The 16,854-nt window shown below is 41.8% G+C and carries 16 protein-coding genes and 1 pseudogene; 4 read left to right on the plus strand and 13 right to left on the minus strand.

All coding sequences use genetic code 11. From position 1 onward, the window contains the following. Positions 1 to 16: 16 nt before the first annotated feature. The 3 genes and pseudogenes from NYE58_RS19290 to NYE58_RS19300 all read left to right on the plus strand — a co-directional run bounded on the left by NYE58_RS19290 (position 17) and on the right by NYE58_RS19300 (position 3,530). On the plus strand, positions 17 to 1,417 hold the full coding sequence (locus tag NYE58_RS19290; protein WP_076307877.1) for a M20 family metallopeptidase: 1,401 nt from the start codon (positions 17 to 19) through the stop codon (positions 1,415 to 1,417). After that, positions 1,369 to 2,688: pseudogene (locus tag NYE58_RS19295) on the plus strand (NAD(P)-dependent malic enzyme); the annotation flags it as partial. The gene NYE58_RS19290 and the pseudogene NYE58_RS19295, both read left to right, overlap by 49 nt. A 23-nt stretch (positions 2,689 to 2,711) precedes the next feature. After that, a complete protein-coding gene (locus NYE58_RS19300) occupies positions 2,712 to 3,530 on the plus strand; it encodes an alpha/beta fold hydrolase (protein ID WP_305954110.1) in 819 nt (272 codons plus the stop codon). 940 nt (positions 3,531 to 4,470) lie between these two features. Here the strand turns inward: NYE58_RS19300 and NYE58_RS19305 are convergent. The 12 genes from NYE58_RS19305 to NYE58_RS19360 all read right to left on the minus strand — a co-directional run bounded on the left by NYE58_RS19305 (position 4,471) and on the right by NYE58_RS19360 (position 15,158). Continuing rightward, complete coding sequence (locus tag NYE58_RS19305; protein WP_341002745.1) at positions 4,471 to 5,004, minus strand: putative immunity protein; 534 nt, start codon at positions 5,002 to 5,004, stop codon at positions 4,471 to 4,473. Positions 5,005 to 5,019: 15 nt separating this feature from the next. Then, entirely contained in the window at positions 5,020 to 6,897 is a 1,878-nt protein-coding gene (asnB, locus tag NYE58_RS19310) for an asparagine synthase (glutamine-hydrolyzing) (RefSeq protein WP_341004281.1), read from the minus strand. Between the two features lie 147 nt (positions 6,898 to 7,044). Further along, the gene (locus tag NYE58_RS19315; protein ID WP_076126624.1) at positions 7,045 to 7,983 is read right to left on the minus strand and encodes an alpha/beta fold hydrolase; all 939 of its coding nucleotides are present in this window, start codon (positions 7,981 to 7,983) and stop codon (positions 7,045 to 7,047) included. Between the two features lie 278 nt (positions 7,984 to 8,261). Next, positions 8,262 to 8,474: a DUF896 domain-containing protein gene (locus NYE58_RS19320; protein WP_036676956.1), complete on the minus strand. Its 213-nt coding sequence runs from the start codon at positions 8,472 to 8,474 to the stop codon at positions 8,262 to 8,264. A 60-nt stretch (positions 8,475 to 8,534) separates the two neighbouring features. After that, complete coding sequence (locus tag NYE58_RS19325) at positions 8,535 to 8,951, minus strand: MarR family winged helix-turn-helix transcriptional regulator (protein ID WP_341002747.1); 417 nt, start codon at positions 8,949 to 8,951, stop codon at positions 8,535 to 8,537. A gap of 188 nt (positions 8,952 to 9,139) precedes the next feature. Then, positions 9,140 to 10,234 (minus strand): HAMP domain-containing sensor histidine kinase, encoded by a 1,095-nt coding sequence (locus tag NYE58_RS19330; protein ID WP_036676951.1) that lies wholly within the window; start codon positions 10,232 to 10,234, stop codon positions 9,140 to 9,142. Positions 10,235 to 10,315: 81 nt separating this feature from the next. Continuing rightward, positions 10,316 to 10,954 (minus strand): ABC-2 transporter permease, encoded by a 639-nt coding sequence (locus tag NYE58_RS19335; protein ID WP_076126625.1) that lies wholly within the window; start codon positions 10,952 to 10,954, stop codon positions 10,316 to 10,318. Between the two features lie 17 nt (positions 10,955 to 10,971). Beyond that, complete coding sequence (locus NYE58_RS19340; RefSeq protein WP_076280407.1) at positions 10,972 to 11,607, minus strand: ABC-2 transporter permease; 636 nt, start codon at positions 11,605 to 11,607, stop codon at positions 10,972 to 10,974. After that, positions 11,600 to 12,469, minus strand: a complete 870-nt coding sequence (locus NYE58_RS19345; RefSeq protein ID WP_076126629.1) for an ABC transporter ATP-binding protein — start codon at positions 12,467 to 12,469, stop codon at positions 11,600 to 11,602. The genes NYE58_RS19340 and NYE58_RS19345 overlap by 8 nt, the downstream gene beginning before the upstream one ends. Beyond that, on the minus strand, positions 12,466 to 12,846 hold the full coding sequence (locus tag NYE58_RS19350) for a GntR family transcriptional regulator (protein WP_076126630.1): 381 nt from the start codon (positions 12,844 to 12,846) through the stop codon (positions 12,466 to 12,468). Before NYE58_RS19350 ends, NYE58_RS19345 begins: the two co-directional genes overlap by 4 nt. A gap of 155 nt (positions 12,847 to 13,001) precedes the next feature. Continuing rightward, complete coding sequence (locus NYE58_RS19355) at positions 13,002 to 13,679, minus strand: M99 family carboxypeptidase catalytic domain-containing protein (RefSeq protein WP_076277587.1); 678 nt, start codon at positions 13,677 to 13,679, stop codon at positions 13,002 to 13,004. Between the two features lie 180 nt (positions 13,680 to 13,859). Then, positions 13,860 to 15,158 (minus strand): alpha-glucosidase/alpha-galactosidase, encoded by a 1,299-nt coding sequence (locus NYE58_RS19360; RefSeq protein ID WP_341002750.1) that lies wholly within the window; start codon positions 15,156 to 15,158, stop codon positions 13,860 to 13,862. Positions 15,159 to 15,415: 257 nt separating this feature from the next. Between NYE58_RS19360 and NYE58_RS19365 the strand changes: the two genes are divergently transcribed. Next, positions 15,416 to 16,279 carry an AraC family transcriptional regulator gene (locus NYE58_RS19365; protein WP_341002752.1) on the plus strand — a complete coding sequence of 288 codons (864 nt, stop codon included), beginning with the start codon at positions 15,416 to 15,418 and terminating at the stop codon, positions 16,277 to 16,279. A 10-nt stretch (positions 16,280 to 16,289) separates the two neighbouring features. Here the strand turns inward: NYE58_RS19365 and NYE58_RS19370 are convergent, their stop codons facing one another. Beyond that, positions 16,290 to 16,820 carry a GrpB family protein gene (locus tag NYE58_RS19370; RefSeq protein WP_370510713.1) on the minus strand — a complete coding sequence of 177 codons (531 nt, stop codon included), beginning with the start codon at positions 16,818 to 16,820 and terminating at the stop codon, positions 16,290 to 16,292. Positions 16,821 to 16,854: the final 34 nt, after the last annotated feature.

The raw sequence follows: 16,854 nt of genomic DNA on the forward strand, positions 1-16,854 counted from the left end.
AAGTGACGTGAGGATTATGGATTATTATCAATTTATATCGGATATCATCGACCAGAAGCAAGGGAAGCTCACGGAGGCCAGTGATCAAATCTGGGACTTCTGCGAAACACGTTACCAGGAGCACCGCTCAGCGGAGGTCTTATGCAAGGTACTAGAAGAAGAGGGCTTCAGTGTTCAGCGAAGCGCGGGAGAGATAGAAACGGCTTTTGTGGGCACTTACGGCAAGGGGGCGCCTATAATCGCCATACTTGGTGAATTTGATGCCTTGTCAGGGATGAGCCAGGTTGCCGGTGTAACCTTCAAAGAACCTTTGCAAGAAGGTGCAAACGGACATGGCTGCGGACATAATCTGCTGGGTGCAGGCTCGCTTGGCGCTGCGGTTGCCGTCCGGCATTATCTGGAGAGAAGCGGCCTGCCGGGAACCATCCGTTATTACGGCTGTCCTGCTGAAGAAGGAGGCGGCGGTAAAGCCTATATGGCGCGGGCGGGATTGTTCAAGGATGTCGATGCAGCCTTTACCTGGCATCCATGGGATGAGAATCTGGCATATAACAGCAGAATGCTGGCCACCTGCCAGATCCAGTTCACCTTCAGGGGCAACAGCTCGCACGCATCTGCAAGTCCCCATCTGGGCCGCAGCGCACTGGATGCTGTCGGACTTATGAATGCAGGAGCCAACTATCTGAGAGAGCATTTGATTTCTGAGGCAAGGCTGCATTATGCCATTACGGATGCCGGCGGACACTCGCCCAATGTTGTGCAGGCCAAAGCCTCGGTATTGTATAAGCTCCGTGCTCCAAGAATGAGCCAGGTGAAGGAAATGATCCAACGGGTATGCGATATCGCCAGTGGCGCAGCCATGATGACCGGAACCCGTGTAGAACATCAGGTGGATGGTGCCTCCGCAGATCTGATTCCTAATTTCACCTTAAGCCGGGTGATGCACCAGTGCTTCACTGAACTCGGTGGTGCGGCTTTTACAGAAGATGAGCAGCGGTTTGCCCGGGGGATTCAGGACAGCTTCTCGGCGGAAGAAAAGCGCATAGTGCGGAACGGAGGCGGAAGGATTCTGTCGGAGCAGCTTCAGCCGTATTCAGAGGAGCAGGGATATGTGTATGCTTCGACAGATGTGGGGGATGTCAGCTGGATTGTGCCTACAGGGCAGGTCTATGTGACCACCTGTGCATACGGCACCCAGCCGCATAGCTGGCAGCTGGTGACACAGGGCAAATCTTCTGCAGCCCATAAAGGCATGCTGCTGGCAGGCAAGGTGCTGGCTGCTTCAGCTATACATGTGCTGCAGCATCCCGCAGTGATTGCTGCTGCGAAATCTGAGCTGAAGGAACAGTTGGACGGAGAGGTATACCAGTCACTGATTCCGCCGGAAGTGCAGCCGGCAGCAAGCAGAGCGGTCTAGCAGAGAAAATCGAGACCATCAAGAGTGTGAAGGGGTTGGAAAGAGTGAAGGACAACGGGATTCTAGGGACCATGAGCTTCAGCATGTCCGAGCAAATATTCGCAGCTCATCAAGGGGGGAAATTATCAGTAGAGCCTAAGCAGACTGTACACAACAGTGTGGATTTGGCAAGAATCTATACTCCCGGTGTTGCAGAAGTCTGCTCTGCAATTCATAGGGAACCGGATAAGGCCCACACATTAACTATCAAGAAGAATACCGTTGCCGTGATCTCAGACGGAACTTCCGTGCTGGGCTTGGGGGATATTGGGCCATATGCAGCCGCTCCTGTAATGGAAGGCAAAGCCATGCTGTTTAAACAACTGGCTGGGGTGGATGCTTTTCCGATCTGTCTGGACACTACCGATACAGAGGAAATCATTCGTACGATTCAAAGAATCAGTCCTATATTCGGCGGGATCAATTTAGAAGATATTAGCTCTCCAAGGTGTTTTGAAATAGAGCGCCGATTAGCTGATCTGTTGGATATCCCTGTGTTTCATGATGATCAGCATGGTACTGCGATCGTGGTGCTTGCCGGATTGTTCAATGCGCTGAAGGTGGCAGGCAAGCAGATCGATCAAATTCGCGTTGTCGTCAACGGTATCGGAGCGGCGGGAATGGCGATATGCCGAATGCTGCTAAGAGCCGGTGTCACCAGACTCGTCCCCGTGGACCGGGAAGGAGCTATCGTACTAGGCGGCCGTTATTCTCAGCCCATGTGGCAATGGCTGGCGGAGCGGCCAGAAGTGGAAGCCATTCCTGGGCTGCTCAAGGAAGTTATCAGGGATGCGGATGTATTTATCGGGGTGTCCAGAGGAGGGGTTCTTACGGCTGACGATGTGCAGTATATGGCTCCCGGCAGCATCGTCTTTGCCATGGCCAATCCGGACCCGGAGATTGCACCGGAGGAAGCTCTGCCTTATGTTCAAGTATTCGCTACAGGACGCAGTGACTACCCCAATCAAATCAACAATGCCCTTGTTTTTCCCGGGATTTTCCGTGGAGCCCTGGACTGCCGGGCTTCCTCCATTAATGAAGAGATGAAGCTTGCTGCTGCCTATGCCATAGCTTCAGCCATTCCGGATGCAGAATTAAGCCAGGTGAATATTGTTCCTGCTGTATTGGACAGAGAAGTCGTCGCGAGAGTGAGGGTTGCTGTGATTAGAGCAGCTGTTTCATCTGGGCAAGCGAGAGTTATGCCTGTAGACTTAATGGATGGAGTATCGTAATCCAAATAATAACGGGAAGGGCTGTGTATTTTATTGTCATTAACTGCAAAATTGTAGGTGAAGGATTCCCGGTAGTTATTTTGCATGGCTGGTCTTTGGATCACAGCGTAATGTCTGGCTGCCTAGAGCCGAATTTTGTGAAACGGCAGGGCTGGAAAAGAATCTACATCGATTTACCAGGAATGGGAGCATCGAAAGCTCAAGCGAACATTCGTAATTCAGATGATATGCTGCAAGCGGTTCTTGACTTCATAACTTTACAAATTCCTGATGAACCTTTTTTGATCTTCGGGTATTCATACGGCGGCCTTATTGCACGGGGTGTTGCACATTATCTTCAAAAAGATGTACGAGGCATGCTCTTAATTGCACCAGTAATTGTAAGTGAACCGTCGGAAAGAAACTTGCCGGAGAAAAGAGTCATCAAGGCCGATAGTTCATTACTGTCGCGTCTACCCCTGGAAGATGCCTCTGAATTTGCTGCCGTGTCCGTTATTCAGGGAGAAGAGGAGTGGGTCAGATTTAATCGCGAAATTCTCTTACCCTCAAGAAAAGCGGATCACTCATTTTTAACTCAAGTCCGCAACAATGGATACGGGTTCACATTTGAAATGGACACTGATACAACGATAAACGAGTATCCTGTACTTATTATTACTGGTCGTCATGACCATATTGTCGGATACAAGGATGCATGGGATATATTGGATGAATATCCAAACGGATCTTTTTCATTGCTGGATTTGGCTGGACATCATCTGCAAATAGAACAGCCCAATATATTCAATGCCTTAGTAAACAAATGGCTTGATGAACTTGAGAGCGGATATATAAATTGCTGAGTTATACCCTTGTAAGAGGAAATGAAATTCTCCACTTGATTTTCAAGCAAATTCCGGATACAAATAATTAGTAGTTTAAAAACAGCCTCCTATTACTACCTAATAGAAGGCTGTTTTAGTTTGTGTTGTACGAATCGTATAATATGGAATGTGGTTTTTGTGTAGTGAATACATTGATCGATTGGCTGCCATTTTATCCCCAGTCCAGTGACACAAATCCTCCTACATAGTGAGTATTGAAATATCAACAATAAGAGGAGTTGTGTAGGTACATTGTGTCACTGAGAAATACGCAAAAGTGCCCACATTTTCGCAAATCGACATAAAAGTATAATTCAATTGCACGTCTGCTTATTTTAATAACGAAAAGTACACAGAAATTGAGCTTGATGGTGACAGATGGCATATAAATACCCAAGCAAATTTTAAAAATTACGATAAAGAAATCAAGGCGAGGTATCAATAAATCGATATTCTACCGAAGAGGTTTATCTGAATGATGGAAAGGTCGCCTACCTTAAAAAATATGTTGTCTCATTAATGAGGAGGATTTGGAAAGCAGGTATTCCCAAGCTGAAATACTATTCATAGACATATGTACAAAATACGGGTTTTGTGAGTAAGTAGTATATAAATTAATGGAAGCAACCAATTAGATCCATAATATTACTAATTAGCTATCCATTACTGATATCTAAGCAATGTTCAAAACTGTTCAAAATAACTGCCCTTTCCTTAGCAATTGATTCTTATTTAGTAATCGTATTATCTAAAACGAGTATTAAGCTTTAAAGCTCATCAAGTCACGCATAAAACTTTAAGTACTAATAATGTTTTTATTGTTTGCATTAGATTACATAACTCTCGATCATATAAAAAGTCAACTATTCCCATTATTTAACTTTTATAATCATCCTCATACATGTTCATCTTTAAACCTTCAATTACAAAGTAACTCTTCAGCTATCCTTAATTGTCTTTCCCGTTCTTTAGTAGCTGCCTCTGCAACTGAAGAATGATCTGATATGTAATTCACCAGTTTTACTGCATAGTCACTGCAAACCATAGCGTGTCCTCGCATATGTCCAGTTGCAATGGCTTGTGCAAAAGAACGGGCAGTATACTTACTAGCCTCGGTTGTGGACTCTTTGGCCAATTCATTGACTATGAATCCAACTTTTCTTAAATCAAAGGCTCTCATCTCACCAGTTATACGCTTTTCTAGCGTTTCTATACCTAAATCAATCCGCGGGTCATTTACAAGTTGCTGGTCCAGATGATCCAGGTGCTCAACTGCTACTTTCAAAGCCCATTTGGCCAGAAACTTCTGCGGCAGCTCTTCAAGCGTTTCTTCAAGCCGATTTCTTAATTCATGGTTATCTACAATCTTTATCTTTGGACTAGTATAAGTAAACATGTTAGTTTCTCTTAATTGCTGTTCATGTTTATTCCATGCATATTCCTCAATATTCAACGAATCACTCCCCCATTACAACACGGCACTATTTAATTGCTTCAGATCTTCTTTTATAAAAAGAGTGTACCATACTGAAAAAATGTAAATTAGCCAGATTCTACGCGAATAGTCGCCTTTATTACTCCGATGCTGGGTAAACATCTCTTCGATGATATTCATATTGAATATTTCTTCAATGCCACTATAGCGGATTTGTTCAAACATTATATTTGAAATTGGAGTTTTGAGCCAATCACGAATGGGTACGGGAAATCCTAGTTTCGGGCGATTCACAATAGCTTCCGGAACGATTCCTTCCATAGCTTTACGCAAAGCAAGTTTTGTTGTTTTTTGCCCAATCCGATTGGACACAGGTATTTTACTAGCTGTTTCGAAAACCTCTTTATCTAAAAACGGGACTCTTAATTCTAATGAATGTGCCATGGACAGCTTATCTGCTTTTGATAAAATGTCTCCAGGTAACCAAAAATTCAGATCAATAAACTGCATTCTTGTCGTAGGATCTAGGTGAGCTGTCTTATCATAAAAAGGCTTAACGATATCCGTGGGATGTAAAAAGCTATTCTGAGCGTGTACCGATTCGTGGAGCAAGTTCATCTTACCGCTTTTGTTAAAGATATTAGCATTTCCGAAAAAACGCTCTTCTAAAGGTGTCAGACCCCGAAGTAAATAATTTTTGCCATAAAAATGATAGGGATATACAGATAATGATTTTCGTAACGAATCCTTTATGAAGTTAGGCATCCAGGTTATCGGTCTTAATGCATTTGGCTCTCTATAGATTCTATACCCTCCGAATAATTCGTCAGCGCCTTCCCCTGATAGGACAACCGTTACATGTTCTTTGGCAAGCTGGTTTAGATGATAGAGTGCAATAGCGGAAGGGTCTGCAACAGGCTCATCTAGATGCCAGACCGTTTTCGGGATACTTTCAAAAAAGTCTTTTTGCGATAAAATGTGAAAATAATGATCTGTCCCCAGTTTGGCTGCCGTTTGATTTGCAATGATTGTTTCATTGTTCAGCCCTTCAAATCCAATCGAAAAGGTTTTTGTTGATTCTTCTGCTCTCATCATTGCAGCTATTGCGGTGGAGTCAATTCCACTGGACAAAAAACATCCTCTATCCACATCACTTTGTAAATGAAGGTTTACAGACTCTTTCAATTTCCGCTGAATTTCTTCGGCATAGTCTGCTAAAGATCGTTCTACCGGTTGAAAATGGGGTTCCCAATATTTCTCGATCTTCATTACACCATCCGAGTTAACCAATAATCGCTCCGCAGGTCCTAATTTATGAATGTGTTCAAACATCGTATCAGGATGCGGGACATACTGAAAAGTTAAGTAGCTGAATAAACTTTGATATTGAAGCTTTCTGGGTACCCCTTGCACTGCAAGTATGCTTTTAATTTCCGAAGCAAATAAAAGATTATTTTCGTCTTTGTAATAATAAAAAGGTTTGATTCCGAAATGATCTCTAGCAGCAAAAAGAGATTGTTCCCTAAGATCCCAAATCGCAAAACTAAACATTCCACGTAAATGATGGACACAGTCCTTGCCGTATTCCTCAAATAAATGCACAATGACCTCTGTATCTGATTGCGTCTGAAAGTGATGTCCTTTTAGCTTTAACTGATCTCGTAGTGTTTTATAATTATAGATTTCACCATTAAAAACAATCCAAAGGGTACGATCTTCATTCGTCATCGGTTGATTACCATCACGTAAATCAATTACAGACAATCTGCGAAAACCAAGTCCAATGTGAGAATCGAGCCATACTCCCTCATGATTGGGACCTCGGTGATTCATAACCCCTGTCATTTGTTTTAAGGTTTCTTCCTGTGGTGGCTGTCCATTATATTTTAATATTCCTGCTATTCCGCACATACTATGGTAGTCCTTCCTATAATAAAGATTAGGATATAGAGTGCCCATAATTGCTTTGATAAATTTATCATTTTTTTCTAAAGGATTCACTTATTTGAAAATACAAAAAAAGAAAAGCTTGTATTAGCAGGCTTTTCTCATTCATTCTTACTTTATCTCTCCCATAAAGCTTCTAAAGTTCTCGACGATATCTTTGGATCGGGTATGGTGCAAATAATGCTCCCCATCAAGCAACATCAATTTCCCGTGTAAGGAGTCTTTAATCTGTTCTTTATGCAGGGATTCCCAGCCTGGAACATCCGTATTTTCTTTCACTAGGAAGAAAATAACAGGAAGATCTTTTGGGAAATTTAATGTTTCCGTTGCTTTGAAATTACTTTTAAAATGCTCTGCTTCGCTGATGATATTTGGATTCATCATGTTTTTAAGTGAAATCATTCTATTTTGTTCTTTAGTTTCCTCATCATCACTTGGTGTAACGATTTGGGCTGGATTGAGCTTTACCAGCAATCTCATAAATCCTGAGTTTTTAAGCAGCTTATAGGTTCCTGATGGAAATTCTTCATCGTTGCCCCCTTGTGTGGGTACGCTGCTGTCGATGCCTACGAATGCACTAACTTCGTTTTCGTATTTGTTCACATAGTCCAGTCCGTAAATTCCCGCTATAGAATGTCCCATCAGAATATAACGATCTATCTTTAATTCTTGTAAAGCTTCATGAAGCTCACTCACGATATTGTCGACCGTTCGTTCTTTTGTGGTGACATCGCTTAGTCCATAACCAAACGGCTCAACTACTACAACTTTATAGAAAGGAGTCAGTTCATCTACAAGTGGTTTGAAATCAATTACTGGTGATGCGGTTCCAAACCCTGGGAGTAACACGACTGTTTCCTTGCCTTGCCCTTGTATGGTAACATTCATCTTTTTCCCGTCGACAGGTACAAGCTGACCATAGGGTTCTATTTTTCCTTTCTCCACTTTATTGCTGATCACATTGACTGTAAAAACGATGACCAGAAAAAGTGCTAGGAGTATGACTATAGCGACTATTACTTTAAGTAAAATTAATAATGTTTTTTTCATACTTTCATTTCCTTCCTTGATGTTTCTTTTAGTTTCTCCAACTTCTGCACCCCTTCATGTTATCCCTTATCTTTTGTCTACTTCATTCTAACAATCCAGTCTTAGATCCTGTGTAACGCAAGTTTAATTGATTCTTAACTTTCAACAGCTCCTAATGATAACGAATTAAGCTTCTGTTAAGATTTATATAACAAAAAACACCTCTAGATATCCGTCGATCAGCCATAGGCTAATCTAACGTTATCTAAAGGTGTAGTTTCCACTTATTAGTTCATTGATTATTTACGCGCTGCACGAAGCTTCTCAGGGGTTACATCGTTTCCATCCGGATCTAAAATTGTCACGCCAGAAAGACTGTTACGAACTTGTCCACGAATTTCACGCAGATAGTCTTCACGCAATGCGATCTGTTCAACCCATTCGCCTTGTGTCAAGCCTACTTCACGTTCTTTCTTAGCTAATTCATTGATGCGAGTCAAACTTGTAATCATCTATGTTCCTCTTTTCTTAGTTTTAATTAGCTTACTAACGGTTATGGCGTAGTTCCAGATTCAAGCTAAATTATCGGCCATTTGTTTCATAAGTCTTCTTAATAATAAACGCTCTTCAGGTATAATTCCGGCTAGTAATTTATCCAGCTGTTTGTTCCAGATCTGTTCCACAGGTTCGCAGAGATTACGTCCGGCTGGGGTTAGATACACTCGGCTAACTCTGCCATCTTCAGGATCTCTTTTTCGAACAACAAACCCATGATTTTCAAGAGATTTTACCATATTTGTTATGGTTGGAGGCTCACAATTCAAGCTTTCACTTAGCTGTATTTGTGTCATTCCATCTGTTCTCCATAACCGGCATAATAACTGTTCTTGACCCACATGAAGATTAAGTTCTCTAAGCAGCTCTGCATAATCTCTACGCATTTCCGCTGATATTCTATCCAGTAGTTCCCTTATCTCATCTTCTATCACAGATATTTCCTCCGTACTGCCTTACAAATTACTTAGCAAGCTAATAATATCACGATTTATTAAAAATTTCAAATAAATGTCCCTAACATTCATCCTGTTTGCTGACCAAACCATTAAAAAAGGAGTATAACCACAAGATCACGTAGATCTCGGTTTTACTCCTGCCCAGTCGACACTTGACTTCGTTCTCAATTATTTTGTGGAAGCCGCACTTCAAACATCGTCCGCACTACACTGCTTTGTGCAGAAACTGTTCCAGCATGTTGTTCCACAATGTTTTTAGTGATAAATAAGCCCAGTCCCGTACTCCCTGTGGGATGCGTTCGCGCTCGATCCCCGGTGTAGAACATATCAAAAATACGCGGCAGCTCTTCCGGATCAATACAATCTCCATAGTTAATGATCTCAATAACGACTTCATTTTCCTCTAAATACCCATGAATATCAATAAATTGACCGTCGCTTCCATATCGCGCTGCGTTGGTGAGGAGATTCTCAAATACACGTGCCAGCAGCTCACCGTCACCCTCTATCTTCAGAGGTTGGGTTACATCCAAGCGGGAAGTAAGACCATTTTTCTCAAAAACGGGATATAACTCTTCATTTAACTGCAAAAGAAGCTCACTCAGGTCGATCGAGGTTTTTTCAAGCGTAAGCTTACCATAGTTCATTCTTGTGATTTCAAATAGCTCATCAATTAATTTTTCCAAACGTTGAGATTTAGTATAAGCGATCGTTGTATAATGTCGGGTCTGTTCTGGCGTTAATTCATTGTCCTTAAGGATAAAATCCAAATAACCTATAACGGAGGTAAGTGGTGTACGCAGATCATGTGCCAGATTTAATACAAGTTGATCTTTACTGCTCTCCGCAAAGTCGCCCCGCTCAATAGCTTCCTGAAGATGGTCAATAGCCAGATTGATATCATGGCCAATAAGGCCGAATTCATCTTTAGATGGGATATCTACCCGCTCCGAGAAATCACCCGACGCCAGCTGATGGATCCCTTTCGAGATTTCCTTGAAATAATTTGCATATGGTTTAGTAAATATAAAAAAGAATAAGATGGCCAAAGGAATGAAGATAATCAAAAACGCATTAACATCACCGATATCCCGCATCAAGTAGCGAACTTTAGTCAATGGATTTTCTAATAAGACCTCTGATCGATAATATCTCTGCAGAATTTTATAGATTGAAAAGGTAATTCCACCGGATACAAGCATACTGGCCATCAGCAGCATAATCATTTTTGTGCGAAAGCTATAGATCATTTTAGGCATTGGTTGTATACCCTTCCCCTACTATTTATCTTTGTAGTGACAATGGTATATGAATTCATTCAAAATCTCAAATCCTTCGAATCAAAGATCTTTCCGCACAAAAATCCGCAGAGAAATGATATATGAACAGCTAAGCAAGAATATATAAGCCAGCCCTAGGATTATAAAGGGAATGACCGTACCTTTCACTCCAAAACTCAGCCATCTGTTCACATCAGGTATCCACTGGATCAAAAAGCTAAACACGTTCGGTCCAAACATAACAATCATCATAAAAACAAGATTAACCACTTGCGCTCCCTTTGCCCCTAACCAGTAATGAATCGGTAAATAAAGCATCGCAAGGAGAGGGAAAATGGATAACGTAATACCAACCTCTTGCCAAAAATGAGGGGTTACGGCTTTACCTGTTACAATAATCAGGAGATAGGTAAAGGACGTGGCTGCCAGCCCAACAAGCGCATACGGAAGGATCGAAAAATATTTGGCACGGACAAGCTCTTGTCTCCTTACAGGGAGATTAACGAGAAACCGTTGCGTCATCTGCTGAGTATCCATTGAGCAGGAGCTTATCAATAACAGCATGGGTGGCATTACCGTAAATAAACTGAAGCTATGATAGTTCGAGTAAGCTATAAAAATAAAAAAGGGGATTAGCAGCATCAGAAATTTACGCAGAAGAATGAAGTCTTTTTGAATTAAAAAAAATGATTTATACACTTTACGTCCTCCTTAGCTTATAACTCTTCCTTGCTAAACAATCGTAGTGAAATCCTATAAGAGCAGTACAATATGGAGAGATAAACAATCCCTATCAAACCAATCGACAACAGATGATCCTGCAGCTTTATGTCGGTAATTGTTAAGAAAAAGGATGAATTTGAGAGTGAAGATCCAGTGTTCAGGGTGGTAATCGTTATTACTACATTAAAAAGGATATTGAAGTAATAGTTTTTGGAACCAAGCCAATAATGAATCGGCAGATAAATAGACGCAGCCAAAGGAATCATAAGTAACGTTAAAGATACCCCTATCCAATAAAACGGGCTAATGGAATATCCAAATGAAAAGGAAATTAGTAACAAAGCTAAAGAGCAAACCAAACCGATGAAACAATAAGGAATAAGTGATAAGTATTTAGCCAAGATAATCTCTTGCCGTCTTACTGGTAACCCTATCACAAACTTTGTGTTGTTATTCTGTGCATCCATAGAACAGGAGTATACGAGCAACAGTAAAGATTGAAAAGTAGCAAACATGCTGGAGTTATCCAGTTGAACATATGCGATGAACAAGATACTCAAGAGAAATATAGGGATAAAATTCCGCAGGAGAATAAAGTCTTTTCGAATCAGCAACAAGAGATTAAACATACAAAGCGTTTCCCTTTACCGTAAAATACATGATTTCTTCCAGAGTAGGTGTTTCGCATATGGCATGACCTCTAAAGAAGTGTTCCCCCTCAGAGCGATTGTTCAGAAGCCCCTCGAAACCAACTTCCGTCTCTCTAAGCCCGATGAACCATTTTCGTACATCCCGATCAAGCAACTCTTTATTGCCTTTTACCAGCATGTATTTGTTGGCTAGAGATTCTTTCATTTCATTAAATACTAGGTGCCCTTCGTTCACAAAAACAATATAGTCCGCGATCCGGTCCAAATCAGTCGTATTATGCGTTGAAAAAAGAATAGACTTCTTCTCATCCTGGATATGCTCACTAAGCAAATCAAGCAACTCTCTTCGGAATATAGGATCAAGTCCTGCAGTAGGTTCATCCATAATGAGCAGATCTGCACCATGTGATAAGGCAATGGCGAGCGAATACTTCATTTTCATTCCTTTGGAGAGCTCCTTAATCTTTTTCCGCGGGGAAAGCTTGAACATCTCTATGTATTTCCTATACGTTTCTTGATCCCAACGACTATAAAAAGGAGCAATAATCTTACTCATCTGATCGATGGTTAATTGATCGTAAAAGTAATTCTCATCGGAGACATAGCCAATCCGATCCTTATTCTCTGCTTCATGGATAGACATCTCCTGGTCAAAAATCTTGACGCTGCCATGATCAGGAAACACCATCCCCATCATCATTTTTATTAATGTTGTTTTCCCTGCCCCATTCGGTCCAATTAGCCCCGTGATATACCCTTCTTTAATACCGAACGTAAGTTCGCATAGGCTAAAATGGCCATATTTTTTAGATATTTGGTCCAATTGAATGACTTCTTTCATTCTGTCTCCTCCTCATAAAGCAATTTCAACATCTCACTAAACTCAGCAAAATTAATCCCCAGCATTTTACTCTCGTCGATAATCTCCTTCATTTTGTTCTCCATAATCCGTAGCCGTTGTTCCCGAATAAACTCCTGATCTGCACCAGAAACAAAGGAACCTTTCCCCACAATTGAATTGATAAGCCCTTCTCTCTCCAGTTCTTCATAGGCTCGTTTCGTTGTAATTACGCTAATCTGCAGCTCTTTGGCTAATAGCCGGATAGAAGGTAATGGGGTGCCAGACACTAACTCTCCTTGCAGAATCATCTGGCGGATCTGGCTGACAATCTGTGCATAGATGGGTTCACCGGAAGTGTTGGATATCAATATGTTCATGGAATCGTGCCCTCACTCCTAGTTTATGTGTTATCAATGTATATATGTAATATATACACTATACCCATTTTTGTCAATTAACTTTCTAGTATCGCGAAAAAGCTGATTCCTAGGATCTAAGAACCAGCTTACACAGTTATCAGATATTTTCTCTATCACAATAATCCCGCACTTTTTAAAAAACGGCTAACAATATCTATCTGATAGCGAATCCGTAGCTCACGATCAAGGCTCCAGCAGGTTTCCACAGTAAATGCTTTAGCCCCTAATATACGGGTAACGGCTGCCCTTGAGGAGCCGGGGCGCTCCCGTAAACGGATATTAAAATGATAAGCGGTTTTGGGAATCGTTCGATTAATGCCTTTGATGACACGTTTTGCTGTACCTGTTCCTCGGCTTCCCGGAGTGACGATGATCGACTGGCCAAGTCGCTTCGGATTTTTTTGTGACAACCCATTTGCTTCATGAAGATCCAGAAACCAGGTGGGACGATATCTTAGTACTAGCTGTAGCAAAGCTGAAGCTAATGGATGTTTTGCCGCTGTTTTGCTAGAACGTGGAAAGGTGCGATTTAAATCGGGTACACCTCTGATCCGTTTGCGGTAAGCTTTTTGATTTATTAGAGGTACTACAATGATCGTGCCCCGGTGTATATACAACCTTCTCTGGTTAAAACGTTCTACAATGATCTGTGCGGCACGAATACTTCCTGTCTCATTCCCATGTATCCCCGACACCACCATAAAGACAGGACCAGGAAGCTCACCTCTAATCACATAATAAGGAGTAGCATAAGCTGTGGACGATGCTAAGGTATAGCTTTCAACGATCATAAAGGATCACCTCCACATTTAGATAATCCATATATGTGTATTCCGATGTCCCCCAGTTGTCCTAGACAGATAAGCAAGAAGAAACGACGTGGTCTTTTTTAAAGATAGCATTTGTTTTTCGTAGAAATACAATCAAAAAAAGCCTGATTTCTCAGGCTTCCTTAGTCCTAACTAGTTAATTTATTTATACGCCGGGAGCCAGTCTCCATGGGCTGTGATCAGCTCGTCGCACATATTTGTAATGTCATCCATCGACAATTCAGCTGCTGTATGTGGATCAAGCATTGCGGCGTGATAGATATGCTCTTTCTTATGGGTAATCGCTGCTTCGATCGTTAACATCTGTGTATTAATGTTTGTACGATTCAGTGCGGCGCACTGTGGAGGCAGATCTCCCACGTAGGTCGGAGTTACTCCGCTTCTATCTACTAAACAAGGGACCTCTACACATGCTTCTTTTGGCAGATTGGTGATGAGACCTGTATTCATAACATTGCCACCTATTTTGAAAGGCACATTAGTTTCGATAGCTTCCATAATATAAGACGCATATTCATGCGAACGTTCATGTTTAAGTTCTTTGTTATTAACCAATTCTTCACGCATTTGTTGCCAACGTTCAATTTGATCTACACAGCGGCGTGGATACTCGTCGAGTGGAATTTGAAACCGTTCGATAAGCTCAGGGTAATTACGTTTGATAAAATAAGGATGATACTCTGCGTTATGTTCCGAAGATTCCGTAATGTAGTAACCGAATTTAAGCATCATTTCATAACGGACCATGTCTCCGTGATGTTCTTGTTGCTTCTCAGCGGCACGGCGTTTAATTTCCGGATACAAATCCTCGCCGTCTTTAGTAACCTCCAATAACCAAGCCATATGGTTAATCCCAGCGATCTTAGCCTGAACACCTGTCTGATCCATACCCAGATGCTCGAACAAGCCCGGAATACAATGCTGCACACTATGACATAATCCCACCGTCTTTACACCGCCATAGGTATTCATCACATTGGTCAGAACTGCCATAGGATTCGTATAGTTCATAAAGAGTGCGTCCGGACAAACCTCCCGTACATCCGCAGCAAAGTCCAGCATCACTGGAATAGTACGCAGGTTACGGAAAATCCCACCTATGCCAACTGTGTCCGCAATCGTTTGCCGCAAGCCATATTTCTTCGGAATTTCAAAATCTGTGATGGTGCAAGGATCGTAACCTCCCACTTGGATTGCATTAATGACATATTTAGCTCCACGCAAAGCTTCTTTACGATCCGTATAGGATTTCACAACACAAGTGCTGCCGCTGCTCTCTTTTATATTATTTAGCATATTCTCGGAATCTTTCAGGCGTTGTAGATCAATATCATACAGGGCAAGTTCAAACCCTTGCAGGGCTGGCGTTCTCATACAATCTCCCAACACGTTTTTGGCAAATACGGTGCTACCCGCTCCGATAAATGTAATTTTAGACATGTGAAATATTCCTCCTTATAGGTGAGGTGAACGGTATTAACATCGCAGCTTTATGGAATAGAGTAAACTATAATTCCCTTATAAACACTAGGATGTCAGATCATAACCGTCTGCTCTCTTCACTAATCACTATAAATGAGAGCGGTCCCAATGAGTATGGAGAAATACAAGAGATATATGGACGTTTGTTGCATTTGTATATTCAATCCTATAATCTAAATGTATTATAAAAGCAATCTTGGGGAGGTTCTAAGTAAATGGCTTCAGAGCATTATCATTTTACAGCAGGGTTTAATCTGGCTCCCGATGATCATGACCTATCTGTATTATTCAGCGGAGAAGGCAAACCCGTTCCTGGCCATAAAATGGGCCCCTCTGTTCATGATTACTATCTCATTCATACAGTAATTGATGGGGAAGGAGTTTTTCAAAGTGGCAGTAATTCGCAGGGATGTAGTAAGGGGGATACCTTTGTTATTTTTCAGGGGGCGTTATTTAGCTATCAGGCAGACATGGATCGTCCGTGGACATATGTATGGGTGGCCTTACAAGGGGAAGCGGTTGAACAGCTACTACACGAAGTGGGAATTACAAGGGACAAGCCAATAATCCACTTAGATAACCTAATAGAGATACATAAAGTATATGAACATATTCGTTTATCCTTTCAGCAATCTGCTTATCCTCGACTGGAGAGCTTAGAAGCTTCGGGTTGGCTGCGGCTGCTAGTGCACAAATTCGGTGTTGCGAACATAAGTTCGCTTCCCTCTCAATCGATAGAATTACCGGATGTTATCGACCGCCAGATCGATCAAGCGATCCGTTGGATTTCTCTGCAGTTTCATCAACAGATCAGTATCGACCATATGGCATCGTCTCTAGGCTATCATAGAGCGCATCTCTCTAAAGTCTTTAAACAAAAGATCGGCATGTCTCCCAAACAATATTTATTAAAGGTTCGTATGGATAACGCAAAAAAACTGCTAGGAGGCACGCTGACCATCGACCAGATCTCTTCCTCGGTCGGTTTCAATGACGCGTTATACTTCTCCAAGCAGTTCCGTAAGTGGAGCGGCATGTCTCCCAGTGAATTTCGAAATCATCTTCGAACGGGCAAATGATTGATCTTTCTTACGTTTCTTTCATGGCTTTAGATAAAATTGAGCTAACAAACGTTGTCTTTCCTTCACAATAAGCATCAATGTCATAACGATGTTGTTCTGCCAAGCGTTGTTTAACCTCTGCATACGCTTGACGCGCTGCTGTATTCGATCGCAGATAGTCTCTGAAAGCGATATGCTCCAAGTAGCCTTTTCCATCCTTAGGACATACATACAGATGATATTTCATAAATCCATCATCCTGAAGTCTTTGAAACGCTTCTCTTCCCTCTATTCCCAAGTTCCCTTGGTGTTCATATCCATGCTGTTGTAAACGTTCTATGATTTGTGGGAGTACATCGTAGCTGTCCATCACAAGATCAAGGTCGATGATAGGTTTAGCAGCTAGCCCTTCAATCGAAGTACTGCCCACATGCTCGATAGAAATAATAAGATCTCCGACATAAGATAAGAGCTGTTCTTTTAATCTATTGAATTCTGCCTTCCACTCTGGGTTATACGGGACAACCTCTATAACTTTCGTCTTCTCAGCGATGATCAAACACCTCCCGGGTATAATAAAAGGTACTGTAATC

It is taken from the genome of Paenibacillus sp. FSL L8-0708 (genome assembly GCF_038009325.1).
Taxonomy (GTDB): domain Bacteria; phylum Bacillota; class Bacilli; order Paenibacillales; family Paenibacillaceae; genus Paenibacillus_AQ; species Paenibacillus_AQ odorifer.

Bases quoted from the DNA above. Each gene is read 5' to 3' on its own strand.
- NYE58_RS19290 (WP_076307877.1), top strand. From the start codon at position 17: ATGGATTATTATCAATTTATATCGGATATCATCGACCAGAAGCAAGGG.
- asnB (WP_341004281.1), bottom strand. From the start codon at position 6,897: ATGTGCGGAATAGCAGGAATATTAAAATATAATGGACAGCCACCACAG.
- NYE58_RS19315 (WP_076126624.1), bottom strand. From the start codon at position 7,983: ATGAAAAAAACATTATTAATTTTACTTAAAGTAATAGTCGCTATAGTC.
- NYE58_RS19320 (WP_036676956.1), bottom strand. From the start codon at position 8,474: ATGATTACAAGTTTGACTCGCATCAATGAATTAGCTAAGAAAGAACGT.
- NYE58_RS19330 (WP_036676951.1), bottom strand. From the start codon at position 10,234: ATGCCTAAAATGATCTATAGCTTTCGCACAAAAATGATTATGCTGCTG.
- NYE58_RS19340 (WP_076280407.1), bottom strand. From the start codon at position 11,607: ATGTTTAATCTCTTGTTGCTGATTCGAAAAGACTTTATTCTCCTGCGG.
- NYE58_RS19345 (WP_076126629.1), bottom strand. From the start codon at position 12,469: ATGAAAGAAGTCATTCAATTGGACCAAATATCTAAAAAATATGGCCAT.
- NYE58_RS19350 (WP_076126630.1), bottom strand. From the start codon at position 12,846: ATGAACATATTGATATCCAACACTTCCGGTGAACCCATCTATGCACAG.
- NYE58_RS19355 (WP_076277587.1), bottom strand. From the start codon at position 13,679: ATGATCGTTGAAAGCTATACCTTAGCATCGTCCACAGCTTATGCTACT.
- NYE58_RS19360 (WP_341002750.1), bottom strand. From the start codon at position 15,158: ATGTCTAAAATTACATTTATCGGAGCGGGTAGCACCGTATTTGCCAAA.
- NYE58_RS19365 (WP_341002752.1), top strand. From the start codon at position 15,416: ATGGCTTCAGAGCATTATCATTTTACAGCAGGGTTTAATCTGGCTCCC.